The sequence below is a fragment of the Mesorhizobium sp. M0047 genome (assembly GCF_040323315.1).
Taxonomy (GTDB): domain Bacteria; phylum Pseudomonadota; class Alphaproteobacteria; order Rhizobiales; family Rhizobiaceae; genus Mesorhizobium.
Map to the genome: position 1 here is coordinate 50,580 of NZ_JAMYUW010000020.1, position 25,463 is coordinate 76,042.

19 protein-coding genes and 2 tRNA genes are annotated in these 25,463 nt (G+C 63.0%); 14 read left to right on the top strand and 7 right to left on the bottom strand.

Features of this window, described 5'->3' with window-relative positions; genetic code table 11:
• Positions 1-2: 2 nt before the first annotated feature.
• Positions 3-3,614, bottom strand: coding sequence for a bifunctional proline dehydrogenase/L-glutamate gamma-semialdehyde dehydrogenase PutA (gene putA, locus NKJ89_RS19980; RefSeq protein ID WP_352604916.1), 3,612 nt, complete (start codon positions 3,612-3,614; stop codon positions 3-5).
• Between the two features lie 164 nt (positions 3,615-3,778).
• Between putA and NKJ89_RS19985 the strand changes: the two genes are divergently transcribed.
• Entirely contained in the window at positions 3,779-4,231 is a 453-nt protein-coding gene (locus NKJ89_RS19985) for an Lrp/AsnC family transcriptional regulator (RefSeq protein ID WP_023757689.1), read from the top strand.
• Between the two features lies 1 nt (position 4,232).
• Here NKJ89_RS19985 and NKJ89_RS19990 read toward each other — a convergent pair whose 3' ends face one another.
• Entirely contained in the window at positions 4,233-5,432 is a 1,200-nt protein-coding gene (locus NKJ89_RS19990; protein WP_352604918.1) for a cytochrome c peroxidase, read from the bottom strand.
• 7 nt (positions 5,433-5,439) lie between these two features.
• On the bottom strand, positions 5,440-5,889 hold the full coding sequence (locus NKJ89_RS19995; protein WP_352604920.1) for a FixH family protein: 450 nt from the start codon (positions 5,887-5,889) through the stop codon (positions 5,440-5,442).
• A 150-nt stretch (positions 5,890-6,039) separates the two neighbouring features.
• On the opposite strand from NKJ89_RS19995, the gene NKJ89_RS20000 reads away from it, so the two are divergent.
• The gene (locus NKJ89_RS20000; RefSeq protein ID WP_352604922.1) at positions 6,040-6,960 is read left to right on the top strand and encodes a sugar kinase; all 921 of its coding nucleotides are present in this window, start codon (positions 6,040-6,042) and stop codon (positions 6,958-6,960) included.
• A 142-nt stretch (positions 6,961-7,102) separates the two neighbouring features.
• Here the strand turns inward: NKJ89_RS20000 and NKJ89_RS20005 are convergent, their stop codons facing one another.
• From NKJ89_RS20005 to NKJ89_RS20015, 3 genes are all read right to left on the bottom strand, one after another.
• Positions 7,103-8,125, bottom strand: coding sequence for an aldose epimerase family protein (locus NKJ89_RS20005; RefSeq protein ID WP_352604924.1), 1,023 nt, complete (start codon positions 8,123-8,125; stop codon positions 7,103-7,105).
• 85 nt (positions 8,126-8,210) lie between these two features.
• Positions 8,211-9,668, bottom strand: coding sequence for an NAD-dependent succinate-semialdehyde dehydrogenase (locus NKJ89_RS20010; RefSeq protein WP_352604926.1), 1,458 nt, complete (start codon positions 9,666-9,668; stop codon positions 8,211-8,213).
• Between the two features lie 225 nt (positions 9,669-9,893).
• Positions 9,894-10,841: an AEC family transporter gene (locus tag NKJ89_RS20015; protein ID WP_352604928.1), complete on the bottom strand. Its 948-nt coding sequence runs from the start codon at positions 10,839-10,841 to the stop codon at positions 9,894-9,896.
• 97 nt (positions 10,842-10,938) lie between these two features.
• Here NKJ89_RS20015 and NKJ89_RS20020 point away from each other — a divergent pair, with 97 nt between their 5' ends.
• The 10 genes from NKJ89_RS20020 to NKJ89_RS20065 all read left to right on the top strand — a co-directional run bounded on the left by NKJ89_RS20020 (position 10,939) and on the right by NKJ89_RS20065 (position 21,623).
• On the top strand, positions 10,939-13,965 hold the full coding sequence (locus NKJ89_RS20020) for a caspase family protein (RefSeq protein ID WP_352604930.1): 3,027 nt from the start codon (positions 10,939-10,941) through the stop codon (positions 13,963-13,965).
• 96 nt (positions 13,966-14,061) lie between these two features.
• Positions 14,062-14,610, top strand: a complete 549-nt coding sequence (locus tag NKJ89_RS20025) for a histidine phosphatase family protein (protein WP_352604932.1) — start codon at positions 14,062-14,064, stop codon at positions 14,608-14,610.
• A 228-nt stretch (positions 14,611-14,838) separates the two neighbouring features.
• Positions 14,839-14,912, top strand: a tRNA-OTHER gene (locus NKJ89_RS20030).
• Between the two features lie 2 nt (positions 14,913-14,914).
• A tRNA-Leu gene (locus NKJ89_RS20035) sits at positions 14,915-14,989 on the top strand.
• Between the two features lie 341 nt (positions 14,990-15,330).
• Positions 15,331-16,473, top strand: coding sequence for a slipin family protein (locus NKJ89_RS20040; protein WP_352604934.1), 1,143 nt, complete (start codon positions 15,331-15,333; stop codon positions 16,471-16,473).
• Between the two features lie 230 nt (positions 16,474-16,703).
• Positions 16,704-16,985: an acyl carrier protein gene (locus tag NKJ89_RS20045; RefSeq protein WP_023757698.1), complete on the top strand. Its 282-nt coding sequence runs from the start codon at positions 16,704-16,706 to the stop codon at positions 16,983-16,985.
• Positions 16,986-17,041: 56 nt separating this feature from the next.
• The gene (locus tag NKJ89_RS20050) at positions 17,042-18,232 is read left to right on the top strand and encodes a beta-ketoacyl-ACP synthase (protein WP_352604936.1); all 1,191 of its coding nucleotides are present in this window, start codon (positions 17,042-17,044) and stop codon (positions 18,230-18,232) included.
• Between the two features lie 51 nt (positions 18,233-18,283).
• The gene (locus tag NKJ89_RS20055; RefSeq protein WP_352604938.1) at positions 18,284-19,561 is read left to right on the top strand and encodes a beta-ketoacyl-ACP synthase; all 1,278 of its coding nucleotides are present in this window, start codon (positions 18,284-18,286) and stop codon (positions 19,559-19,561) included.
• Positions 19,562-19,597: 36 nt separating this feature from the next.
• On the top strand, positions 19,598-20,626 hold the full coding sequence (locus tag NKJ89_RS20060; RefSeq protein WP_352604940.1) for a zinc-binding dehydrogenase: 1,029 nt from the start codon (positions 19,598-19,600) through the stop codon (positions 20,624-20,626).
• A 13-nt stretch (positions 20,627-20,639) separates the two neighbouring features.
• Positions 20,640-21,623, top strand: a complete 984-nt coding sequence (locus tag NKJ89_RS20065) for a lipid A biosynthesis lauroyl acyltransferase (RefSeq protein ID WP_352604988.1) — start codon at positions 20,640-20,642, stop codon at positions 21,621-21,623.
• 69 nt (positions 21,624-21,692) lie between these two features.
• On the opposite strand, the gene NKJ89_RS20070 is transcribed toward NKJ89_RS20065, so the two are convergent.
• Positions 21,693-22,121, bottom strand: a complete 429-nt coding sequence (locus NKJ89_RS20070; protein ID WP_352604942.1) for a L,D-transpeptidase — start codon at positions 22,119-22,121, stop codon at positions 21,693-21,695.
• A gap of 221 nt (positions 22,122-22,342) precedes the next feature.
• Here NKJ89_RS20070 and NKJ89_RS20075 point away from each other — a divergent pair, with 221 nt between their 5' ends.
• Positions 22,343-23,623, top strand: a complete 1,281-nt coding sequence (locus NKJ89_RS20075) for an acetylornithine deacetylase/succinyl-diaminopimelate desuccinylase family protein (RefSeq protein WP_352604944.1) — start codon at positions 22,343-22,345, stop codon at positions 23,621-23,623.
• Positions 23,624-23,785: 162 nt separating this feature from the next.
• A complete protein-coding gene (locus NKJ89_RS20080; RefSeq protein ID WP_352604946.1) occupies positions 23,786-25,264 on the top strand; it encodes an ABC transporter substrate-binding protein in 1,479 nt (492 codons plus the stop codon).
• Positions 25,265-25,463 lie beyond the last annotated feature (199 nt).

Here is a 25,463-nt window from a genome sequence, read left to right on the forward strand (position 1 = left end):
GGTCAAGCTCCGGCCAGCAGGCTCGCATTGCCCCCGGCAGCCGTCGTATCGACGCAGACAGCCCGTTCATGTGCATAGGCCGCCGGGTTCAACACCTCGCTGACCAGCGGCACGATCGGACCGGAGCGGTCGGCAATGACCTTGCGCACGACACGCGCGGCCTCGGGCGTGCCCGAGAAAGCGACGACATCGACGCGCAGCGATCGCGCTTCGACCGGATCCGGCCGGCCGTCCAAGGCGGCCAGCGGCAGGCCCTTGCCGGTCAGCGCCGAGAGCGCCGCCGGTGCGCCGGGCGCGACCGCCAGCACCGCATTGCCGGCAGCGAGCGCCTGGATCGTCTGCGCGAGCAGCGTATCGCCATCGGGACCAAGGCATAGCACCCGTCCGCGTGGCGACAGCGAGAGCGTGTTGGCTTCGCCGGTCGGTCCCGGCAGATCGACCTGGCCGAAGTCGATGCCGGCGGCAGCGCCAATGGCTGCGGCACCCTTGCCGCGCAGATGCTTCCTCAGAATGGCGATCCGGTCCGGGCGCGTCGACCAGCCGCCAAGTGTGGGATCGGGCAGATTGTCGGCAAGTTCGGTCGCCGTGACCTTATGGCCATCCTGCAAATGGGTGCCGGCCTCCGGCCCCTTGCGAAAGCGGCGGAGATAGTGCGGACCGCCAGCCTTCGGACCGGTGCCTGAAAGCCCCTCGCCGCCAAACGGCTGCGAACCGACGACGGCACCGATCTGGTTGCGGTTGACGTAGATGTTACCGGCATGGATGCGGTCGACGAAATGCTGAACGCGGCCCTCGATGCGGGTGTGCAGGCCGAAGGTGAGGCCATAGCCCTTGCGATTGATGGCGGCGATGACCGCGTCGATCTCGTCGGCGTCGAACGTGGCGACGTGCAGCACCGGCCCGAACACCTCGCGCTCCATGTCCTCGATGCCCTTGACCCGGAAGATATGCGGCGCGACGAAGCGGCCCACTTTGGGCGCCTCGAGCTTGGCGATCAGCCGGCCCTGCAGGCCCATCTTCGTGCAGTACTCGCGGATCGAACTCTGCGCCTCGTCGTCGATGACAGGGCCGACATCGGTCGAAATCCGCCAGGGATCGCCAACGCTGAGCGCCTCCATGGCGCCCTTCAGCATCTCCAGCATCTTCTTCTCGACGTCCTTCTGCACATAGAGCACGCGCAGCGCCGAGCAGCGCTGGCCGGCACTCTGGAAGGCCGAGGCCAGGATGTCGCGTACGGCTTGCTCGGGCAGCGTGGTGGAATCGACGATCATCGCGTTGAGACCGCCGGTCTCGGCGATCAGCATTGCGTCGGGCGCGGCCGTCTCTGCCAGCTGTTTCTCGATCAGCTTCGCGACCTCGGTCGAGCCGGTGAAGCAGACGCCGGCAATGCGCGGATCGGCGGTGAGCGGCCCGCCGACCGATGGGCCGTCGCCGGGCAGAAGCTGGATGACATCTTCCGGCACGCCGGCCTCGCGCAGCAATTCGACGGCGCGGAAAGCGATCAGCGGCGTCTGCTCGGCCGGCTTGGCGATAACCGAATTGCCGGTGACGAGTGCGGCGGCGATCTGGCCGGTAAAGATGGCGAGCGGAAAGTTCCACGGCGAAATGCAGGCGATGGCGCCGCGCGCTTGCGTGCCCGCCTCCGCATTGGCCGCCTCAGTGGCGTAGTAGCGTAGGAAGTCGACGGCCTCGCGCACCTCGGCGACGCCGTCGGCCAGCGATTTGCCGGCCTCCCGAGTGGCGAGTGCAAAGAACTCGACGGCATTCGCCTCGTAGAGATCGGCAGCGCGGTTCAGGATGGCCGCGCGCTCGCCCACGGGACGCTTCGCCCAGGCCGGTTGCGCTTCCACTGCAAAGCGAACGGCGGTCGCCACCTGCTTGGCAGCGGCTTCACTGACCGTGCCGACCACCTCGGAAGGCTTTGCCGGGTTTACAATTGGACGCTGCTTGCCGTAGCCGGCCGCCCGGGTGATCGGCTTGGCATGCCAGCGATCCGGCCCGACGAAGGCCGCCCTGGCCTTGTCGATCGCCGCCAGCGTCATTGTGTCGGTGATATCGAAACCCTTCGAGTTGCGGCGACCGGCCCCAAAAATCTGCGAAGGCCGGGCAATCGCCGGATTGGCGGCCGGACCCTGGCTCTCCACGGTTTCGAGTGGATCGCGGGCAATGTCCTCCGGCTCGACGTCCTCGTCGGTGAGCTGGTGCACGAATGAGGAGTTGGCGCCGTTCTCCAGCAGCCGGCGGACCAGATAGGCAAGCAGATCGGAATGCGCACCGACTGGTGCATAGATGCGGCAGCGCGTGCCCTCGGCCCGGCGCACCGTTTCGTGCAGGGCCTCACCCATGCCATGCAGGCGCTGGAACTCGAAGGTATCGCGATTGTCAGCCATCGACAGTATGGCGGCGACGGTGTGGGCATTGTGGGTGGCGAATTGCGGATAGATGCGGTCGGTCATGCCAAGCAGTTTTTTCGCGCAAGCGATGTAGGAGACATCAGTGTTGACCTTGCGGGTGAAGACGGGATAACCGGCGAGCCCGAGCGTCTGCGCCCGCTTGATCTCGGTGTCCCAATAGGCGCCCTTGACCAGCCGCACCATGATGTTGCGGCCGTACTTCTTGGCCAGTGCATAGAGCCAGTCGATGGCGAAGGCCGCGCGTGGTCCATACGCTTGCACCACCACACCAAAACCGTTCCAGCCGGCGAGCTCCGGCTCAGCCAGCACCCGCTCGATGACATCGAGAGACAGATCGAGGCGGTCGGCCTCCTCGGCATCGATGTTGAGACCCATGCGCGAATGGCGCGCGGCCAGCGCCAACGACAGCAGTCGCTCGGCCATGACCGGCAGCATCCCGTCCTTCTGCGCCACCTCATAGCGCGGATGCAGCGCCGACAGCTTGACCGAGATTCCGTGGTTCTGGCGGATATCAGGGCCATTGGAACCGGCGTCGAGCGAGGAAATCGCGTCGGCATAGGCCTTGTGGTAACGCAAGGCATCGGCCTCGGTGCGGGCTGCCTCGCCCAGCATATCGAAGGAATAGAGATAGCCCTTCTGCGTCATTGGCCGGCCGCGCTTGACGGCTTCAGTGATGGTGCGGCCGAGCACGAACTGCTCGCCCATTTCGCGCATGGCGGCGGCCACTGCCTTGCGGATGACCGGCTCGCCCAACCGCCGCACCATCGAGCGCAGCGTGCCTTCGATGCCGCCCTCGCCTTCATCGAGGACACGGCCGGTCAGCATCAGCGCCCAGGTCGAGGCGTTGACGAAAATGGAACTCGAGCCGCCCGAATGCGCCGACCAGTCGTGCGGCGCGATCTTGTCGGCGATGAGGTCGTCCATCGTCTCGGTGTCGGGCACGCGCAACAACGCCTCGGCCAGGCACATCAGCGCCACGCCTTCCTTGGTGGAAAGACCGTAGGCGGAGAGGAAGACTTCCATCAGCCTTGGATCGGACGATCCACGCACCGCCCGCACCAGATCCGCGGCGCGGGCAGAGATTGCCTTGCGGTCTTTCGCTGAAAGCCCCGTCGCCTCGGCCAGTCGCTTCACGGCCTCGTCTTCGTCGGGCAGATAGTTGGCGCGGATCTGCTGGCGGATGGCATCAAGCGCTGGCATGGCGGTCCCATGGATCGAGCAAAGGGGATCGGGCCGGCGGTCACCGAACCGAATGGCGCAAGCTAGCACAAATGCGAAATTTCGGCCGGTCCAAAGAAATCGACACTGCAGCTCATTTGCCCTATCTTGGGCGTCCAGAAATTGACATATGGCCTGAAACTTCGATGACAGAAGACCAATTGGACCGCATCGACAGGAATATCCTGGCGGCGCTGGCAAGCGATGGCCGGCTGTCCATGTCAGAACTGGCGGCAAAGGTCGGCCTGTCGAAGACGCCCGTCCAGGCGCGGGTGAAGCGGCTGGAAAAGGAAGGCTACATCAGGGGCTACCAGGCGATCATCGACCGCGAGCGCATGGACGAAGGCCATGTTGCCTTCGTCCAGGTGAAGTTGTCCGACACCCGATCCGCCGCGCTCGACGCCTTCAACCGATCCGTGCAGGCCGTGCCGGAGATCGAACAATGCCACATGATGGCGTCGAGCTTCGACTATCTGCTGAAGGTTCGCACCCGGGATATCGCCGCCTACCGCCGCGTCTTGGGCGAGCGTATTTCAGCCCTGCCCCACGTCGCCCAGACCTCGACCTTCGTGGCAATGGAGACGGTGAAGGATCGGTAACTCACTCCGAAAGCGTCTTCAGGAACGCCACCAGCGCCGCACGTTCATGATCCGACAGCTCCAGCGGATGAATTTCGGACGTACCCTCCACGCTAGGGGCCGCCTTGGCGTAGTGCGCCACCACTTCGTCGAGCGACGAAAACTGCCCGGCATGCATGTAGGGCGGCCGCGTTGCGGCTCCGCGCAGCGACGGTGTCTTGTAGGCGCGGATGAGTTGCGGCGCATCCTTGACCATGAAGCGCAGTTCGCCACAGGCGGTGGCGTCGCCATCGCGATAGGCGCCGAAGCAGTTGAACGGGTCGGCTTCGACTTGGCGCACGGCATCGATGCGGCCGCGATCTGGCGGCAGGCCCGCAACGGGCGGCACGCCGGTGTTGTGAAAACCGTTGTCGGTGAAGCGCGGGCCGTTGTGGCAGGTCACGCAATTGGCCTTGCCGATGAACAGTTTTAGCCCAAGGATCTCCTCCTTCGAAAAAACAGCGTCGCCTTTCGGCTCGGCGCCGGTGACGAGGTCCATCGCAAAGCGGTCGAAGCGCGTCGGCGCTGGCTCGATCGATCGTTCGAAAGCGGCGATCGCCTTGCCGATATTGGCAAAGACGCCGTTGATGGCGTCACGCTGCACGCCGCTCATCGCGTCCCAAGCAGCCTTCTCAGCATCGTTTCCAAGCGGGCTGGCATTCGACGGCATGTCGGAAAAATCGGGCAGCGGCCCGAAGATGCGCTCGTAGCGTTCGCCGAAGCGCGCCTTGATGTAATGGGCGTAGGCAGCGCGGTTTCCTGCCTGCTCCAGTGGATTTTCGAGCGGTGTTAGCGCTTGCGCCCACAGGCTATCGCGGCGGCCGTCCCAGAAGAACCAGGGATCGCGCGCCACTCCGGCCAGCGGCATGGTGCGCCGGTTGGTGTGGCCGACGCCGACGGCTTGTGGCAGGTCGTCCTGGAATTGCCGGTCGATCTTATGGCAGGTCGAACAGGATACCGTGCCATCACGGCTCATGCCCTGATCGAAAAACAGCGTCGAACCGAGTGCGGCGGCGGCCGGCACGTCGGCAAAGCGGTTGGTGGTGTCGGGCTTGGGCGGCGGCAGTGAGGACAGCGCCAGCGAGGCGATGGTCTTCTTCTCGGCGTCGGAAAAGTCAGGCTCGCCGCAACCGGCAAGCATAACGGCAACCATCATTGCCAGAAAACGTGAAAGCCACCTCATTTCTTGCTCACAGCACCACATTGAAGAGCACGGTGTCGGAGCCGGCATTGGCCGAAATGGCGAAATGCAGCTGCCACCAGCCGCTCATGGTGAACTTCACCCCCTCTATGCGATAGCGTCCGTCGCCGAGATAGTCGGTCGCCTGCGGGCTGGTTGGCAGGCCATGGCTGTGCAGCGGCATGCCGCCAGAGATCGTGATCGCGGCCCCCTCGACCGGAGCTCCGGCCCTTGTCTTCAGCGTCAGCAGCCAGGATTGCAACTGGCCTTGCCGCACAACGCCCCGCTCCGGCAAGAAACTAGCCACGAATAGCCCGTTGTCGGTGTTCTTCGTGCGCGAAACATCCGGGCCGGCAGGCAGCGACGACCGCGGCGCCGTCAGATAGACCACCGCGAGAACCCCGACCAGCAAGGCAGCCAGACCAAAACCTGCGAGAAGATAGCGCCATATCGATGCCAAACCGTTTCCTCTTCTGCAGACAACGCTCTGCCGGACGGATCGCATCCCGCCAGCTGTGGGAAAACGCCATGGCGGAAAAAACCCTGCTTGCCAAGCATGGCGCTGCCGGTGGCAAAAAGCTACAGCAGCGAGATCACTGGAGGATTGCAGATGGCGGGAAACGGCGTCGCCTCGATCGGCGAATGCATGCTCGAACTGTCGGGTCAGACGGGACCAAACTGGCGCATGGGCTTTGCCGGTGATACGTTCAACACGCTTTGGGCACTGCACGCGTTGAGCACTGGGCGGCCCGCAACCTATGTCTCGGCCTTCGGCGACGATCCGTTTTCCCAAGGCCAGATCGGCTTCTTCGCGGAAAACGGCATCGGCATCGGCTCCAGCCCCATCATAGCGGGGGCGCGACCGGGTCTCTATGCCATCACGCTCACCGGCGCCGAGCGTTCCTTCACGTACTGGCGTTCCGACGCCGCTGCCCGGCAGCTTGCCTCGGATCCTGCAGCACTATCGAAAAACCTGGAAAATCAGGCCTTTGTCTATTTCAGCGGCATCACTTTGGCAATTCTGAGCGAGGCCGCGCGCACCACATTGCTGGCGGCTGTCGCCAAGGCGCGGGCAGCCGGCTCGACTGTCGCGTTCGATCCCAATTACCGGCCGCGGCTTTGGCGCAATCGCGAGGAGGCGCAGGCCGCGATCGCCGAAGCCCTTGTCGTCACCGACATCGCACTGCCGACCTTCCCCGACGAGCAGATGCTGTTTGGTGATAAAACACCGCGGGCGACGGCCGAGCGGCTCGGGCAACTCGTCGGTGAGGTCGTCGTCAAGAATGGCGAAGCGCCGGCACTGATTGCCCAAGGAGAAACGCTGTGCGAGGTCCCGGCGATCCATGTCGCCGACCCCGTCGATACGACCGGCGCAGGCGACTCGTTCAACGGCGGTTATCTTGCAGCTCGTCTTGCCGGCCATGAGGCGCTGGAAGCCGCACGCCGTGCCCATCGCGTCGCCGCCGCCGTGGTGCAGGTGCGCGGCGCGCTGGCGCCGTTCGAGACGCTGCGAAACGCTTTCGAAGGCTAAGGTCCGGTGAAGATTCAGGTCAGGCCGAGCCGAAAACAGCAGGTTCCGAGAACCGGAGCGGAGCGTACTTTTGGGTATGTGAGCACCGGAAGCGCAGGAAACTGCTGTCTGCAGGCCGGTCTCACCTGAATATCGGCGGACCTTAAGGCAGGCGGAAGCGATACTCCGTCACATGATGGTAGATCGCGCCCGGCCACAAGGTTGCCTGCGGGAAATAGGGCCGGTTCGGCGCATCCGGCCATACCTGCGGCTCCAGGCAGAAACCGCAAAAGGCCTTGTAGTTGCGGCCTTCGAGTCCGGTACGCGGCGTCACGTACTGGCCGGTATAGAGCTGAACGCCGGGCTCGGTGGTCCAGACTTCCATCTCGACACCGGAACTGGCGCCTTGCGTCCATGCCGCCTGCTTGAGTGGTCCACGTGACGCGGCAAGGCAAAAATTCTGGTCGTAGGACAGTTGCTCGCCCTCGGTCTCCATGCGCAACGGCCGCGCTTGGCGGAAATCGAACGGCGTGCCGTCAACCGGCTTGACCACCCCGGTCGGGATCATGTCGCCATCGACTGGCAGATAGGCACCGGCATTCAGCATCATCCTGTGGTCGAGAATGTCGCCGGCACCGCCATCATCCAGGTTGAAATAGGAATGCTGGGTGAGATTGCACAGCGTCGGCTCCTCGCAGGTGGCGGTCAGCTCGACACTGAGCGTGCCCGGGATCTTCAGCCGATAGGTGCAGGTGACGTCGAGCGCGCCGGGAAAGCCCATCGAGCCATCGGGATCATGCAGCGTCAGGGTGACGAAATCCCTGCCATGCAGTGAAACCGTCCACGGCCTGTGGGAATAGCCCTGCGAGCCGCCATGCAACGTATGTTTCCCGAGGAAATTTTGCTCGGTCTGATAGCGACTGCCGGCGATGGTGAAACGGCCATCGCGGATGCGGTTGGCATAGCGGCCGACGACGGCGCCGAAGAAGGCCGTATCGGTCTCATAGGATCCCAGATTGTCATAGCCGAGCACCAACGGCGCATCGTGCCCGGTTAGGCGCAGATCCTGGATGATCGCTCCCAGGCCAAGGATGTTGGCAGTGATGCCGCCGCCCCTGATCGTGAAGCGACGCACCGCCTCGCCTGCCTGCGTCGTACCGAAAACCTCGCCGTCCTTCATCGCCATGCCCGCAAATGCCAGTTGATCCAGTCGGCTGGTTTCCCGCACAAAACGGGCAGGCCATCGGCCTCCCCATCTCAGGAATAGATTATCAGAGGCCGAGGCCGCCAATGCAGACATATTTGGTATCGAGATAATCCTCGATGCCCTGATGTCCGCCTTCCTTGCCGAGGCCGGATTCCTTGACGCCGCCGAACGGAGCTTCCGGTGTGGTGATAAGGCCTTCATTGACGCCGACCATGCCGTATTTCAGTCCTTCCATGACGCGGAAGGCGCGGCCGAGATCGCCGGTGTAGAAATAGCAGGCAAGGCCGAATTCTGTGTCGTTGGCGAGAGCGATAGCTTCCTCTTCGGTCTCGAACTTGAACACCGGTGCGACCGGGCCAAAGATCTCTTCCTTCATGAAGCGCATCTTGGGTGTCGCGTTGGCGATGACCGTCGGCTGGAAGAAGGAACCGCCGAGCGCATGCCGTTTGCCGCCGGCGACGACCTTGCCGCCCTTGGAAGTCGCGTCGGCGATCAGTTCCTCGACCTTCTCGACCGCCTTCTCGTCGATCAGCGGTCCCTGCTGCACGCCGTCCTCGAGGCCGGAACCGACCTTCAGCCCGTTGCTGGCGGCGGCGAGCTTCTCGACGAACTTGTCATAGACACCAGCCTGAACCAGGAAACGGTTGGTGCAAACGCAGGTCTGACCGGAATTGCGATACTTGGCGGTGATCGCACCGGCGACGGCACGCTCGAGGTCGGCGTCGTCGAAGACGATGAACGGCGCGTTGCCGCCCAGCTCCATCGACACCTTCTTGACGGTGACCGACGACTTCTGAATGAGAAGCTTTCCGACCTCGGTCGAGCCGGTGAAGGTGATCTTCGACACCAGCGGATTTGCGCAGATCTCGTCGCCGATCTCGCTGGCCGAGCCGGTCAGGATGTTGATGACGCCCTTCGGGAAACCGACTTCCTCGGCGAGCGCGCCCCAGGCAAGACCCGAGTAAGGCGTCTGCGAGGCGGGCTTTACCACCGCGGTGCAGCCGGCGGCGAGCGCCGGGCCGAGCTTGCGGGCCAGCATAGAGGACGGAAAATTCCACGGCGTGATAGCGGCGATGACGCCGACCGGCTCCTTGGTCACCAGGATGCGGCGGTCCGCCCACGGCGATGGTACCACGTCGCCGTAGGTGCGGCGACCTTCCTCGGCGAACCACAGGACATAGGACGCGGCCGAGCCGATCTCGCCCTTCGATTCGAACAGCGACTTTCCCTGCTCGATGGTCAGCAGCTCGGCCAGCACGTCCTGGTTGTCCATCATCGCATCGTGCAACTTGCGCAGCAGCTTCGAGCGCTCGAGCGCAGTCGTCTTCCGCCAGCTCTTGAAAGCTTCTGCGGCGGCTTCGATGGCGCGGCGGGTCTCGGCCTTGCCCGACTTCGGTACAGTGCCGATCTTGAGGCCGGTGGCCGGATTGTTGACGTCGACCGTCTGGCCGCTGTCGGCCTGCACCCATTCGCCGTTGATGAGATTGGCCTGCCGCATGAAATGGCTGGTTTTCTGAAGCATGGTCTATCCTCCGTTCGGCACTGACGGCCGGTCTGTGAAGTCTTCGGTGAGCGCGCGCCATGGACTGAAGCCCGCACGCCGGAGCCATTGCTCTTTACCTAGGGCAAGGCCCGCAAGCAATCGCTACATGGCATATAGGGGTTGGGCCAGTCGGGGGCGAGAGCAGGCTCGCTTATGAGATGCCGATCGCAAGCGGGCATCGCCCGAAAATCGGCACACATCGTATCAGAACACGTGGAGCACCACCGTCAGCCAGAAAGCGGTGGTGATGGCGGCGCAGGCGGTCGCGATGGTCATCTGGTTCGACGCCAATGCCTGGCCCGTGTTGAACTGCACCGCGATCAGATAGGAATTGACGCCGGATGGCATCGCGGCAACCATCACCGCCACCTTGGCCGTCAAGGGCGGCAGGCCGAGCAGCCAGACGAAGGCGAGGACCAGCGCCGGCATCAGGAACAGCTTCAACGCCGAAAGCACCAGCGCCGGCCTGATATTGCCCGAAATGCCGAAGCGGCGCAGGCTGAGCCCCATGGCGAACAACGCCACCGGCGCCGCCGTACCGGCCAATGCATCGACCAGGCGCATGGCGACATCAGGCAGCGGCGCACCTGTGATGCGCCATGCAAGTCCTGCCAGAATGCCGATGATCAACGGATTCATGAAAAGCCGCTTGAGGAAGCTATGGATAACCCGCAACGGATGCACCGGTTCGCCGCTGGCGCGGCCGAAGGCTTCGAACAAGACGATCGAGGCCATCAGCATGATCGGCAGATGCACTGACACCAGCAACGACAATACCTCGAAACCATCCGCTCCGAATATGCCGAGGATAAAGGGAGCGCCGAGCAGCACGATATTGGAAAAGGCCGATGAAACTCCGCCGACGACCCCGGCGCGTGCATCTCGCCCGAATATCCGCGTGGTGACGAGATGGCCGGCGGCCCAGGTGATTGCCACGGCCGCGAAATAGGCGCCCCACAGCGACCAAGGTGCCACTCCGTGGAAATCCGCGTTCACCATGGTCTGGAACAACAGCAGCGGCATCGCTACGCTCACCGCGAAATCGGCTATGCCCTCGCCGCTCGCCGGCTTCAAATAGCCGGTAAACCCGGCGAGATAGCCGAGCGCGACAAGACTGAAGACGAAAAGGACGGTTTCGGTGAGCGGAGACATTTTTCAGGGATAGGCGAGCCACGGCGGCGGCGCAATCGCGCCCGAATTTGATCATCGTCGGCTGGCAGGCTTATAGAGGGTTTGAAGCATCGGGCGGATGAAACGACAAATGGCCTTTGTCGGCACTTGGAACGGCAATCTTGTCCGACGGTTGGCAGCTCTCGTCGCCGTGCTGCTTTGCCTCGGCGTTGGTATGGCCCGCGCCGCCGAAACCAAAAACCTCAAGGGCGTGGCGCTGATCATCGGCCAGTCGAAATACGAGCACATCGCCCCCCTCCCCAACCCGGCCAATGACGCCCGCGACATGGCCAAGATGCTGACTGATCTCGGCTTCGACGCCCGCAGCGTCACCGATCGCGACGCCGCCAAGCTGAAGCGCGACCTGGAGCGTTTCACGGAAGATGCCGAAGGTGCAGATGTCGCCTTCATCTATTATTCCGGTCACGGCATCGAGGCCGGCGGCGAGAACTATCTGGTTCCGGTCGATGCCGACGTGTCGTCACTCAGAGATGCCGACCAGGCACTGGTGCCGATATCCGCCGTCATGGACGCGCTGAAAACGACCGTACCGGTGACGATCATGCTGCTCGATGCATGCCGCACTAACCCCTTTCCCGCGGGCGCCGTGGTGCGGCGCGCGCCGACCGCCTCCGCCTCGCCCATCGGCGCCGGCGGGCTGGATCCGGTGCGCGGCGCCAAGGCGCTCGGCAATGCGCCGGCGACGGACGCAAGCCTGGGCACGGTGGTCGGCTTTGCCGCCGAGCCGGGCCGCCCGGCGCTCGATGGCGCCGCCGGCGAAAACAGTCCCTACGCGGCCGCCCTGCTGCGCCACCTCGCGGCGATGAAGGGCACCGAGTTCGGCTCGGTGATGCGCATGGTGACCGAGGAGGTCTATCTCGACACCAAGGCAAAGCAGCGCCCCTGGGTCAATGAAAGCCTGCGCCGGCTACTCTATTTCGGCGTCGCACCAGCGGAACCGACCGGCGACGACGGGCTGATCACCGGCGAACGGCGCCAGCTGCTGTTGACGATTTCCGAGCTGCCCGACCCGAAACGGGCACAGGTGGAACTGGCCTCGCTGCAGGAAGGCGTGCCGCTCGACGCGCTCTATGGCGTCCTGAAGGCGCTAGGCACGGAAAAAATCCCCGAAGATCCGACCGACCTGCAAAAGGTGCTCGACGCCCAGGCCGAGCGCCTGAAGAAGATGATGTCCGAGCGCGCCGCGCTGCGCACCGACGATCCGGAGATCAAACGGCTGGTCGCCTCCGCCGACAAGGCGATCGGCCAGGGCGCCATCGTGACGGCGCGGAAATTCCTCGACGACGCCGTCGGCCGGGTCGAGCAGACCAACGATGCGGTTGATGAAGCCGAGGATCTCGTCAAGCAGAAGCGTCTTGCCGATGCCGCGATCTACGCCAGGCGCGCCGGCGCCTCGGCACTTGTCTTCGACTACAAATCCGCCGCCGGCGACTATGCCAAGGCGTTTTCGCTGGCGGAAAAATGGGACGACAAGCTGCGCTGGAACTACAAGAACCAGGAGGCCGAGGCGCTCAGCGCTTACGGCTACGCCACCGGTGACCTCGATGCGCTGCAGCACTCCATCGAGTCCTATCGCGTCATCCTGAACTTCATCCCCAATGGCGAACAGAATCGCGACTGGGCGATCACCCGCAACAACATGGCGGTGGTGCTGCAGAACATCGGCGAGCGCGAGACGGAGACCGCGCGCCTTGAAGAGGCAGCACGGATCTTTCGCGATTCCCTTGTCGTGTTCGAGCGCGAGAAGGACGACCTCAACTGGGCCGCCGCGCAGAACAATCTGGCCAATGTGCTGTTGAAGATCGGCGAACGCGAGAGCGACCCGAAGCGCCTGAATGAAGCGGTGGTGGCGATGCGCGCCACACTCGAGAAGCGCCCGCGCGACAAGGTGCCGCTCGACTGGGCGGCTTCGCAAAACAATCTCGGTCTGGCGCTCTATGCGCTTTCCGAACGCGAACCCACTAGCGAGCATCTGATGCAAGCCGAAGCCGCCTACCGGCTGGCGCTCGAGGAATACACCCGCAAAAAAGCGCCGGTGGAATGGGCGATGGTCGAGAACAATCTCGGCAACACGCTGGTGTCGCTCGGCATTCAGCTCAACGCCAAGGAGAAGATCAACAAGGCGGCCGATGCATTCCGTGCCGCGCTCGAGGTGCGAACCCGCGAAACCTTCCCGGTCTCGTGGGCAACCAGCCGGCTGAATCTCGGCAACGCACTGAGCGGTGTCGCCCGCTTCGATATGGGAACCGGCGCGCTCGAAGAGGCAGCGGCGGCCTATGACGATGCTCTGACGGTGTTTACTCGGCAGCGTTTCCCGATGGACTGGGCGTCGGCGCAGAACAATCTCGGCTCGATCTACCAGACGCTTGGCCAGCGCACCCGCGACGCGGCCAAGCTCGAGCAATCGGTGAGCGCCTTCCGGGCCGCGCGGCACGTCTATGTCAGGCGAAAATTCCCCCTCGACTGGGCGATGAGCCACTACAATCTCGGCAACACGCTGCAGCTTCTCGGCGGCGTCACGGACAAGCCCGAACATTACGGCGAGGCCATCGCCGCCTATCGCGATGCGTTGCGCGAGTACAAGCGCGAGACAAACCCGCGGCAATGGGCGCTGAGTGAGGCCGGTCTCGGGTCGGCGCTGCACTGGCTGAGCATGAGCGATGCCAATCCCAAAACCCTGCAGGATTCCATCGCGGCCCGGCGGGCAGCGCTTGAGGTGCTGACTATCGAAGCCGCCCCCATCGATTGGGCCAACGCCCAGAACGGCATAGGCATGAGTCTGCTCAACCTCGGCAATCTCGAACGCACGGACAAATACCTCAATGACGCGGAGGCAGCCTTCACGGCGACGCTGAAGGTATTCACCCGCGAGAGTCAGCCCTTGCAGTGGGCGTTCGAACAGAACAACCTCGGCGACGTCCATTGGAACCACGCCAGTTACGGCGCGGGTAAGCTGGAATATCTGAAAGCCATCGAATTCTTCGAGAACGCCAAGCGGGGGTTTACCGAAGCCGGCTACACGATGCCCATTTCGTTGACCGACCAGAAAATCAATCTGGCGAAGAAGCAGATGGCCAAGAAGTAGGGCTTCGCCCGACCGCGCCTTGTCTTTCGGCTGGCTTTACGTCCCTATATGTCCGGTCACCGGAACCCATTGCCGGGAACCGGAGAAGGATAGCCTATGATTCGATTTGTGCTGGCTTTGCTTCTGCTGGCCATCCCGGCCGCAGCCCACGCCACGGACGCCGGCTGGGCACTATTACGCGATGGCGGCCATGTCGTACTACTGCGTCATGCCATGGTCACCGGCACCACCGATCCGGTCAATTTCGACATCGACAGCTGTGCCACCCAGGTCAACCTGTCCGCACGCGGCAAGCAGCAGGCGAGCAAGATCGGCGCCTTGTTCGCCGCTCGTGCAGCTCCTATCGAGCGCGTGCTGTCCAGCCGCTACTGCCGCTGCGTGGACACCGCCCGCATTGCTTTCGAGGCCGAACCGAAGCTGTTTGCACCGCTCGATCTCCTGAAGGGCGACGCGGCGCAAAAAGCCTCTCAGATCGCAGCGATCCTGAAGGAGATCCGCGCCTATTCCGGCTCCGACAATCTGGTCATGGTCACCCATCTGGAAAATATCCAGGCACTGACCGGCGTTTCGCCCCGAGAAGGCGAGGCCGTGGTCGTCGAACCGCAGGACGATGGCCTGCGCGTACTCGGCCGGGTCACCTTTTAGGCACTGCACTCCATCACGGATGGTTTGAAGCAGTGTTGCCGAAATGCCACCATTGAAAGACGCCGCAAATCAGCCGCGACAATCCCGCTTGCGACAACCCGTCGCAGGGGCTATAGGCGCGCTCCCGGTCACGAGAACTGGAGTGAGCACAACGGTTGGAGCTTTCGTCTCCGCCCGTGCAGGCGGCTTTGCCGCCCTGTATACGGCGCCGCTTTGGGGATTGGGATCGCGGATGTAGCTCAGCGGGAGAGCGCCGGATTTGGGTCCGGAGGTCGGGGGTTCAATTCCCTTCATCTGCACCACGGATAGCTCAGTTGGGTAGAGCATCAGATCGAGAATCTGACTGTCGAAGGTTCGATTCCTTCTCCATTGGCTTCCAAGCCATTCGAAAACGGTCCGGGGACTGGAATGCGAAAGACTGGACGGATGGCCCAGGCCCTCGGGCACGGATTATCCCGAGAGTCTTCCGCCATCGGCTCGCGGCCAGGCCCGCGGTGACGATCAAGGCGCAGTGTCGCCGGCAAGGGAGGCCAAGGCCTCCGGCGCTCGCTTCGCTGCCTCGCGATCCGCTCCCGCAGGCCCGCCGAGGATTGATGCCACCAGTCCCCGGATCATTCGTGCCCGGACGATGACGCAAGACGATGTGAAACGAGAAACGAAGGGAAGATCGACGCATGACTTGACGCCTCGCATGGGGCCATGCCCGACAGGAGTAAGACAATGACTGTTCTCGACAAGGTTCTTGGACGCGAGCGCGTCCTCGTAAGGGAAAACGAACGTGCCCTCACCCTGCACAAGGGTGAGATCAAGGCTGTCCTGTTGCCGGGCGAGCATTGGCTCGCCAACCGGCGCGGCAGCCTCGAAGTGTCCCGGCACGATCTGAAGAACCCGGAATTCGTTTCGGCATACGAGAAGGCGTTGTTCGACAAGCTCCCGGATGTGGCCGCGCGTCATTTCACCGTCGTTCGCACCGGGCGCACGGACGTCGCAATCATCGAGCGTGACGGCAATTTGCACGCTGTGCTGGCGCCGGACCGCAAGCTGGTGCTGTGGACGGATGCCGGTCCGTGGAAGGTGACGCTGATCGACACATCGGCCGATCTCGCCATCGATGCGGCGGTCATGCGCCGGCTCGGCCAGGCCCGGAAGGCGGAATTGATGTCCGTCCATCCGGTCGTCGACGGTCAGGCCGGACTGCTATTCATCGACGGTGTCCTGGTCAGGACGTTGACGGCGGGCGTGCATGGCTTCTGGAACGTCGGACGCATGGCGCAGATCAAGGTCGTCGACCTCAAGCGCCAGTCGCTCGATGTTGCCGGGCAGGAAGTGCTGACCAAGGATCGCGTGACGATCCGCGTCAACATCGCTGCCGAGTACCGGGTCGTCGATCCGGTCAAGGCGGTGAGCGCTGTGAAGGACTTCTCCGAAGCCCTCTACCGCGCCCTGCAGTACGCCTTCCGCAAGACGCTTGGCGCGCTGACGCTCGACCAGATCCTTGAAAAGAAGGTGACGATCGACGAGGAGGCGGCGGCCAAGGTTCGCGCCGATATGGCCGAGATCGGAGTGGAGGTCAGCGATATCGCCCTCAAGGATGTTATTCTGCCGGGCGAGATGCGCGAGATCCTCAACCAGGTGGTGTCGGCCGAAAAGCAGGCCGAGGCCAACATCATCCGTCGCCGCGAGGAGACGAACGCCACGCGTTCGCTGCTCAACACGGCCAGGGTGATGGCGGAAAATCCGGTAATGCTGCGGCTGAAGGAGCTCGAGGCTCTGGAAACCATCGCCGGCAAGGTCGAGCGGCTGACCGTCCACAACGGCACGGGCGGACTGCTCAACGACCTGGTCAAGCTCCGCGACAGCTGATGCATGCCGCCCAAGACTGGTTCCAGCTTGGGAAAGCGACCTGCATCGAAACAAAGACTGACGTTACGTCAGGGGAAGGGCTGCCGGTCAGCCGGCGGCCCTTCTTGCCTTTGCAAAGCGGGTTCCCATCTGCGCCCGGCGTGTGAGGCCTTTTCCTGCCGGGAAAAACCGATTAGACAGCGCCGAAACTAGATGCGGACAGATTCCGCCCGCAACCGAAGGAAAAGCCCTTGTCCAGCACGTTCGACAAAGTCGCCAAGATCATTGCCGACACCAGCGAGATCGATCTCGACACCATCACCCCGGAGAGCCACACGATCGACGATCTCGGCATCGACAGCCTCGATTTCCTCGATATCGTCTTCGCCATCGACAAGGAATTCGGCATCAAGGTGCCGCTTGAAAAGTGGACCCAGGAGGTCAATGACGGCAAGGCTTCGACCGACGATTACTTCGTCATGAAGAACTTGTGCGCCAAGATCGACGCACTGGTCGCCGCCAAAACCGCCTGACGTCAGTTGAGCGCGCGACCTTGACGCGCTCTGCCGCCTGACCCACAAAGCCGCCCATGAGCAGCCCCCGCGACGTCATCATCACTGGTATCGGCCTGGTCTCCTCCTTGGGGGAAGGTCCGGACGCCCATTGGCAGAAGCTCGCGCAGCCGGGCCTGGAACCGGTGCTCGAAACCGCGCGCTTTTCGCCCTACACTATCCATCCTTTGCCGGAGATTGACTGGAACCTGCAGATCGCCAAGCGTGGCGACCAGCGCCAGATGGAAACCTGGCAGAGGCTTGGCACCTATGCCGCGGGACTTGCACTGGACGACGCCGGCATCAAGGGCAATGACGAACTCTGCACAACCATGGACATGGTCGTCGCCGCCGGTGGCGGCGAGCGCGACGAGGCGGTCGATGCTGCCATTCTCGCCGCTTCGGAAAGCCGCAACGACCGCGACGTGCTGCTCAACGAGAAGCTGACCACCGAATTGCGGCCTACTTTGTTCCTGGCCCAACTCTCCAACCTGCTCGCCGGCAACATCTCCATCGTCCACAAGGTGACGGGATCGTCCAGAACTTTCATGGGTGAGGAAGGTGCCGGCGTCGCCGCCGTCGAGACCGCCGCCGCACGCATCCGTTCCGGCCAGTCGACGCACATCCTGGTCGGCGGCGCCTTCCAGACCGAACATTCCGACATGCTGCTGGGCTATGAGCTTGCCGGCTATTTGCATCGCGGCCCGTGGAAACCCGTCTGGCAAAGACAGGGTGGCGAGGGCGGCGGCGTCGTGACCGGGTCTGGCGGCGCTTTCCTGGTGCTGGAGCAGCGCGAACACGCGATAAGCCGTGGGCGCAAAATCTATGCCGAGCTCGGGCCGGTGGTCTCCGGCCGCGCCAGGCGGCAGCGAGGAGAACTCGATATGGCGATCGCCGCGCTGCTCAAGCAGGCTGTATTGCCGAACGGCAAATTGCTGGCCCTGTCGGGCGCATCGGGCGCCCATGCCGCGACATCAGCCGAGAAAGCAGCACTCGATGCCAATCCGGCGATATCAGCGCGCGGTTTCTCGACGCTGACCGGACACATGAAGGAAGCACAGTTTCCCTTCGCCGTAGCGCTGGCGGCTCTCGCTGTCCACCGCAGGGCCGCCTATCCTGTTTTTGATGCCGCAGCCGAGAAGCCGTTCGAAGGCGTTCCCGCAACTGTCCTTGCAACGGCGGTCGGCTATCACCAATTCGAGGGCATGGCGCTGGTCAACACCGCCTGAGACGGCGCTCCGCAATCCATGCTGCAACGATAAGAAGTCGAGAACTCCCGGATGGCCAATCTGAACGATCACATGGGCAGGCCGATTGTCGCCGTCACCGGCATCGGCGTGGTGACCTCGCTTGGTGTCGGCAAGACAGACAATTGGGCGGCGTTGACCTCGGGAAAGTCAGGCATCCACCCGATCACGCGCTTTCCGATCGATCAACTGAACACCCGCATCTCCGGCATGGTCGATTTCCTGCCGTCGAGTTCGCAGGGCGCCAGCCCCCTCACATACGAGTTGGCCGAGCTTGCGGGCCTTGAAGCGGTGGCCGAAGCCGGTCTTGATTCCAGCGATTTCGGCGGACCGCTCTTCCTCGCCTCGCCACCGGTCGAACTCGATTGGGCCGAGCGCTTCTCGCTCTACAATTCCGGCAAGGACAAAGATGACACCGCCGCCGAAAAACTGCTTCGGGTGGCGCGCAGCTTGAAAGAGCTGGATATCTTCGAGACGACTCAGTTCGGTTCGATTGCCGACCGCCTTGCCGAACGCCTCGGCACACGCGGCCTGCCGATCACCCTGTCGACGGCTTGCGCTTCGGGTGCCACCGCGATTCAGCTCGGTGTCGAGGCGATTAGACGCGGCGAATGCGACCGCGCGCTGTCGATCGGCGCCGACGGTTCGGCCACCGCCGAGGCGCTGATCCGTTTCTCATTGCTGTCGGCGCTCTCCACCCACAACGACATTCCCGAAAAGGCGTCGAAGCCTTTCTCCAAGGATCGCGACGGCTTCGTACTGGCCGAGGGATCCGGGGCGCTGGTGTTGGAATCGCTCGAAGCGGCATTGTCTCGCGGCGCGACCATTCTCGGTATCCTGGGCGGTTGCGGCGAGAAGGCTGACGACTTCCACCGCACCCGTTCGAAGCCCGACGCTTCGCCGGCCATCGCCGCGGTTCGCACTGCCCTCGCCGATGCCGGCCTGAGGGAAGCCGAGATCGACTATGTCAACGCCCATGGCACGTCGACACCAGAAAACGACAAGATGGAACACCTGGCGCTGTCGACGGTGTTCGGCGAGCGGATCGGCTCGATGCCGGTCTCGTCGAACAAGTCGATGATCGGCCACACATTGTCGGCAGCGGGCGCCGTCGAGGCGGCGTTCTCGCTGATGACGATGCGCGAAAGCGTCATTCCGCCAACCATCAACTACGACAATCCCGATCCCGCGATCGTGCTCGACGTGGTGCCGAACAAGAAGCGCAATGCCGAGGTACGCACGGTTCTGTCGAACTCCTTCGGCTTCGGCGGCCAGAACACTTGCCTTGTCATGGCGCGGGAACCGGTCTAAGCGACCTTTTTCAGCCAGACTGAACCGACAGGCCCCATGCGCGCATTGCAACTTATCGAGGACCGCCGTCTTGAAACGGTGGACCTGCCGCCTCCCCCACCGCCGGCACTCGGCGAAGTCACGCTGCGCATCAAGGCGGTGGCGCTGAACCACATCGACGTCTGGGGCTGGCGCGGCATGGCCTTCGCCAAGCGCAAGCTTCCCCTGGTCGTCGGCGCGGAAGCTTCGGGCGAGGTCGAAGCGGTCGGCCCCGGTGTTTCCAGCCTGCTGCCCGGACAATTGGTGTCGATCTATGGTGCCCGCACCTGCGGGCTTTGCCGAGCCTGCCGCGAAGGCCTAGACAATCTTTGCGAGCATGTTTCGGGTGTTCACGGTTTCCATCTCGACGGCTTCGCGCAGGAGAAAATCAACCTGCCGGCTCGCCTGCTGGTTCCTGCGCCACCCGGCGTGACCGACGTCGGTGCCGCGGTGGCGCCCGTCACCTTCGGTACCGTCGAGCACATGCTGTTCGACAATGCCAGGCTGCAACCCGGCGAGACCATTCTCATCCATGCCGGCGGATCCGGCATCGGCTCGGCGGCTATCCAGCTGGCAAAGCGGATGGGCTGCACCGTTATCACCACGGTCGGTTCGAACGACAAGATCGACAAGGCCAAGGCGCTCGGCGCCGACCATGTCATCAACTACCGTGACGACCGTTTCGAGGGCGTCGTGCGTAAGCTGACCAAAAAGAAAGGCGTCGATGTCGTCTTCGAACATGTCGGCGCCGATACTTTTGCCGCTTCGATGCTGTGCCTGAAGCGTGGCGGCCGCCTTGTGACCTGCGGTTCGACCTCCGGCGTATCGACGCAAATCAATCTGATGCAACTTTTCCAGCAGCAACTGAAACTGCTCGGTTCCTTCGGCTGCCGCATGGAGAACATGGCCAACGCCATGCAGAAAATGGCGGCGGGACAGGTCGCACCGGTAATCGACACCGAGGTCGACTTCGACGGTATCGATGCCGCCCTGAAGCGCATGGAAGGCCGCGACGTGTTCGGTAAGATCATCCTGCGCGTCGGCTAGAGCCTTGACCTCTGTGTTCAAGAAGTTTCGCCGAGATCTCAAATTTCGCTATGGCAGGCAGTTGCGCCAGTTCAACTACTGGCTGGTTGCGCGCGCGGCGATGTTGATCATCTCGATCCTGCGTCTGCTGCCGGCCGATAGTGCGCTGAATTTCGCCGACCGCGTCGCACGCCGCGTCGGCCCCTGGGTGGGACGCCATCAGGTCGCCGTCGACAATCTGCGCAAGGCCTATCCGGAAAAGGGCGAAGCCGAAATCCAGGCGATCGCCTCCGACATGTGGGGCAACATGGCTCGTCTTGCCGCCGAATACATCTTTCTCGACGCCCTGTTCGATTACGATCCTGCGGCCAGCAAGCCCGGCCGCGTCGAGGTCAAGGGAACAGAGCATTTCGTCGAGATCGCAGGTGAACGGAAGCCGCATATCGTCTTCACCGGCCATCTCGGCAATTTCGAGTTGCTGCCGGTGGCGGCGGCGACCTTCGGCATGAACATCACGGCGCTGTTTCGGCCGCCCAACAATCCCTATCTCGCCGACTACATCCTCTCAACGCGCCGCTCGACCATGGGCTCATTGCTGCCGTCGATGGCCGGCGCCTCGTTCGCACTGGCAGGGGTCCTGGAGAATGGCGGCAACATCGGCATCCTTGTCGATCAGAAATTCTCCAACGGCCTGGATACGACATTCTTCGGCCGCCCCTGCCAAAGCAATCGGGTGCTAGCCACTCTTGCCCGTCACTACGACTGCGACGTCTATCCGGCGCGCTGCGTCAGGCTGCCAGGCAACCGCTTCCGGCTCGAGATCGAGGACAAGTTGACATTGCCGCGCACCGCTGACGGAAGCGTCGATGTCCGCTCCACCACCCAGTATCTCAACGACGTGGTCGAACGCTGGGTACGCGAAGATCCCGGCCAATGGATGTGGTTCCACAAAAGGTGGGAGATCGGCGGCGGTCGGCGAAAGCGCCGGCCGAAGCCTGATCCGGCCGCAAACGCTTAAGCCGAGCCGCTGGCGAGGAGGTTAGTCCTACACAGCAGATTATGCCCACCTCAGCGAACCTGAATCGCTTCAGTTGGTGACGACAATCCGCGTGTTGCCGAAACCCACTTCCCGCACCATCGAATAAAAGGTTGCGGCATTGGCCGTGTGCAGCCGCACGCAGCCGTGCGACGCCGGCCGACCGAGTTGCCTGACGGCACCGGTCCCGTGGATGGCATAGCCGCCATGGAAGAAGACGGAGTATGGCATCGGCGACATATGGTATTTGCGCGAATACCACATCCGTGCCGTACGCTGCGGCTTATAGCTGCCGCGCGGCGTGAAATAACCGGGACGCGCGGTGGACACGCTCCACCGGTAAACCGACAGGCCATATCTGACCGTCATCGTCTGCGACGACACGTCTATGTTTGCAACGAGGCTGGCTGCCCAGCCCTGCCCCGAAGCACCGAACAGCATCGCGACAAAAATGGCCGCCATGAGAACTGTCTTTTTCATGCGATCAAACCCCTTTGATTGCCCCTTACTTGCCTGCCATCACGTTGTTTTCACCTTTTTAATGGCAGGTGAACCGGGTAACACACACTCCTTGACCAATTCGCCAATCCAAAGCAGCCAATTTGAACGATTTCCCGCAATAGTTGCCGCAACGACACGCCGCTCGGGCTTGGTCACCGGTGGGCTTGCAAAATCAAGACGATCGTTGCTCAACTCTGCGCATGAACGAGCGACTCCTCCAGGCAATCGATATCAGGCGCGACGATGTCGTCGCGCTGACCGCCGATCTGATCCGTTTTCCGACCATCAACCCGCCCGGCGATGCCTACCGGCCATGCGCCGAATATCTCGGCGCGCGGCTGAAGAAGAGCGGTTTCGAGACCGAATTCATTCGCGCCGAAGGCACGCCCGGCGACACCGACCGCTACCCGCGCGTCAATGTCGTTGCCCGTTTCGACGGAAGGTCGCCCGGTGCCTGCGTCCACTTCAACTCGCACATCGATGTGGTCGAAGCCGGCGACGGCTGGACGGTCGATCCCTTTGCCGGTGTCGTCAGGGACGGCAAGGTCTATGGTCGCGGCGCCTGCGATATGAAGGGCGGCCTGGCCGCTTCGATCATCGCCGCCGAGGCCTTCCTGGAAGTCTTCCCCGACTTTCCCGGCGCTATCGAAATCTCCGGCACGGTCGACGAGGAGTCCGGTGGCTTCGGCGGCGTGGCCCATCTGGCCAGCCTCGGCTATTTCTCGAAACCCAGGGTCGACCACGTCATCATTCCCGAGCCGCTGAACAAGGACCGCATCTGTCTGGGTCATCGTGGCGTCTGGTGGGCGGAGATCGAGACCAAGGGCGAGATCGCGCACGGCTCCATGCCGTTCCTCGGCGACAATGCGGTGCGCCACATGGGTGCCGTGCTAAGGGCATTCGAGGACGAATTGTTCCCCGCACTCGACCGCAAGATGACGCGCATGCCGGTCGTGCCCGAAGGCGCAAAACGCTCGACCATGAACATCAATTCGATCCACGGCGGCCAGACCGAGGATTTCCGGCCAGGCCTGCCCTCGCCCAACGTGCCCGATTCCTGCCGGCTGACCATCGATCGTCGCTTCCTGCTCGAGGAAGATCTCGATACCGTCAAAGGTGAAGTGACCGGCATTCTCGAGCGCCTGAAGCGCGAGCGGAAAAAATTCGACTATGAAATCCGCGACCTGATGGAAGTGCTGCCGCTGATGACGGAGCGCGACGCGCCGGTGGTCAAGGCGGTGGCGCAAGGCATAATGGCGGTGTTCGACCGCGAACCCGACTACGTCATCTCGCCAGGCACCTACGACCAGAAGCACATTGCCCGTATCGGCCACATCTACGATTGCATCGCCTATGGTCCAGGCATTCTCGACCTTGCCCACCGGCCGGACGAATGGGTCGGGATATCGGACATGGTGGAAGCGGCCAAGGTGATGGCGATCGGGCTCAACGTGCTGTTGCGTGGCACAGCCACGGGATAAGGCGCGCACGCGACAAGCTTCGACCTGCCGATGAGGCCGCCAGGACAAAAACATTCCCGACGATGCCAACGGGCAGAACGAAACGCAATTTACTCCGCGGCGAAATCACGCTTCTATCGCCCGGGTTTGAGCACCTGTCTGAAACGCATGGGGAGTTGCACGATGAAATTGTGGAAAACCATCCTGGCCGCCGCAGTGCTGTCACTGGCCGCCAGCACCTCCGCGTTTGCCGCGCGAACCGACCTGGTCATCGGCATCGCGCTCGAACCACCGCATCTCGATCCGACCGCCGGGGCCGCCGCGGCGATCGACGAGGTGCTTTACGCCAACGTGTTCGAGGGCCTGACGCGCATCGGGCCGAATGGCGAGGTGCTGCCGGATCTGGCCGAAAGCTGGACCATTTCCGATGACGGCAAGGTCTACACCTTCAAGCTGCACACCGGCGTGAAATTCCACGACGGCACCGACTTCGATGCCAGTGACGTGAAATTCTCGCTCGACCGCGCCCGCGCCGACAATTCGGTCAATGCGCAAAAGGGCCTGTTCGCGGCCATCGACACGGTCGAAATCGTCGACCCCACAACGGTCAAGGTAACGCTCAAGAACCCGCAAGGCTCCTTCCTCTACAATATGGGCTGGGGCGACGCGGTGATCGTGGCGCCTGAGACAGCCGACACCAACAAGGAGAAGCCGATTGGCACCGGCCCGTTCAAATTCCAGAGCTGGGCCAAGGGATCCTCGATCACCCTGGTCAAATCGGACAATTACTGGGGCACGCCGGCGTCTCTCGACAAGGCTGAGTTCCGCATCGTTCCGGATGCCGCGGCCGCCGTGCCGGCGCTGCTCTCCGGCGATATCCAGGCCTTTCCCTTCTTTGATCCCGACAGCGTCGCGCAGGTCAAGGACGACCCGCGCTTCAAGGTGGTGATCGGCGCGACCGAAGGCGAAACCATCCTGTCGATCAACAACAAGAAGTCTCCCTTCGACAAATTGCAGGTGAGACAGGCGATCTCCTATGCGCTCGACCGCAAGGCGATCATCGACGGCGCCTCGGCCGGCCTCGGCGTGCCGATCGGCTCGCACATGTCGCCTGCCAACAAGGACTATGTCGACCTCACCGGCCGCTATCCGCATGATATCGCCAAGGCAAAGGAATTGCTGAAGGAAGCGGGGCTGGAGAACGGCTTCAAGGCGACGCTGAAATTGCCGCCGCCCGCCTATGCCAGGCTCGGCGGCGAGATCATCGCCTCCCAGCTTCGCGACGTCGGCATCGATCTGGAGATCATCCCGGTCGAATGGGCACAGTGGCTGGATCAGGTGTTCACCAAGAAGGACTACGACCTGACCATCGTCTCCCACACCGAACCCAACGACATCGATATCTATTCGCGCAAGGATTATTATTTCAACTACGACAATCCGGCCTTCGACAAGGTGATCGCCGATCTCGGCGTTACCTCCGACGAGGCCAAGCGCAAGGAATTGCTCGGGCAGGCACAGAAGATCCTGTCCGACGATGCCGTGGTCGGCTTCCTCTTCGAACTGCCCAAGGTCGGCGTCTGGGACGCCAAGCTGCAAGGCCTGTGGGAAAACGCACCCATCCAGGCCAATGATTTGACCAAGGTGAAGTGGAGCGAGTGAGGTTGCTGGCCAAAAGGCGACCCTTGCGTTCCTTCGCGCCCCCCTCTGCCCTGCCGGGCATCTCCCCCTCTAGGGGGGAGATTGCGCTCTCGCTGCTGCTTTCGCCAATCATCAACGCTGTATTTGTGCCACCGGCGCTGAAACTTCCAATCTCCCCCCTTGAGGGGGAGATGTCCGGCAGGACAGAGGGGGGCGCCGT

What these genes read in the sequence shown, in the direction of transcription:
- NKJ89_RS20010 (WP_352604926.1), bottom strand. Translation starts at nt 9,668, where the DNA reads ATGCTTCAGAAAACCAGCCATTTCATGCGGCAGGCCAATCTCATCAAC.
- NKJ89_RS20075 (WP_352604944.1), top strand. Translation starts at nt 22,343, where the DNA reads ATGAACGAGCGACTCCTCCAGGCAATCGATATCAGGCGCGACGATGTC.
- NKJ89_RS20050 (WP_352604936.1), top strand. Translation starts at nt 17,042, where the DNA reads ATGAGCAGCCCCCGCGACGTCATCATCACTGGTATCGGCCTGGTCTCC.
- NKJ89_RS19985 (WP_023757689.1), top strand. Translation starts at nt 3,779, where the DNA reads ATGACAGAAGACCAATTGGACCGCATCGACAGGAATATCCTGGCGGCG.
- NKJ89_RS20080 (WP_352604946.1), top strand. Translation starts at nt 23,786, where the DNA reads ATGAAATTGTGGAAAACCATCCTGGCCGCCGCAGTGCTGTCACTGGCC.
- NKJ89_RS20060 (WP_352604940.1), top strand. Translation starts at nt 19,598, where the DNA reads ATGCGCGCATTGCAACTTATCGAGGACCGCCGTCTTGAAACGGTGGAC.
- NKJ89_RS19990 (WP_352604918.1), bottom strand. Translation starts at nt 5,432, where the DNA reads ATGAGGTGGCTTTCACGTTTTCTGGCAATGATGGTTGCCGTTATGCTT.
- putA (WP_352604916.1), bottom strand. Translation starts at nt 3,614, where the DNA reads ATGCCAGCGCTTGATGCCATCCGCCAGCAGATCCGCGCCAACTATCTG.
- NKJ89_RS20005 (WP_352604924.1), bottom strand. Translation starts at nt 8,125, where the DNA reads ATGGCGATGAAGGACGGCGAGGTTTTCGGTACGACGCAGGCAGGCGAG.
- NKJ89_RS20055 (WP_352604938.1), top strand. Translation starts at nt 18,284, where the DNA reads ATGGCCAATCTGAACGATCACATGGGCAGGCCGATTGTCGCCGTCACC.
- NKJ89_RS20040 (WP_352604934.1), top strand. Translation starts at nt 15,331, where the DNA reads ATGACTGTTCTCGACAAGGTTCTTGGACGCGAGCGCGTCCTCGTAAGG.
- NKJ89_RS20070 (WP_352604942.1), bottom strand. Translation starts at nt 22,121, where the DNA reads ATGAAAAAGACAGTTCTCATGGCGGCCATTTTTGTCGCGATGCTGTTC.
- NKJ89_RS20000 (WP_352604922.1), top strand. Translation starts at nt 6,040, where the DNA reads ATGGCGGGAAACGGCGTCGCCTCGATCGGCGAATGCATGCTCGAACTG.
- NKJ89_RS20025 (WP_352604932.1), top strand. Translation starts at nt 14,062, where the DNA reads ATGATTCGATTTGTGCTGGCTTTGCTTCTGCTGGCCATCCCGGCCGCA.
- NKJ89_RS20015 (WP_352604928.1), bottom strand. Translation starts at nt 10,841, where the DNA reads ATGTCTCCGCTCACCGAAACCGTCCTTTTCGTCTTCAGTCTTGTCGCG.
- NKJ89_RS20020 (WP_352604930.1), top strand. Translation starts at nt 10,939, where the DNA reads ATGAAACGACAAATGGCCTTTGTCGGCACTTGGAACGGCAATCTTGTC.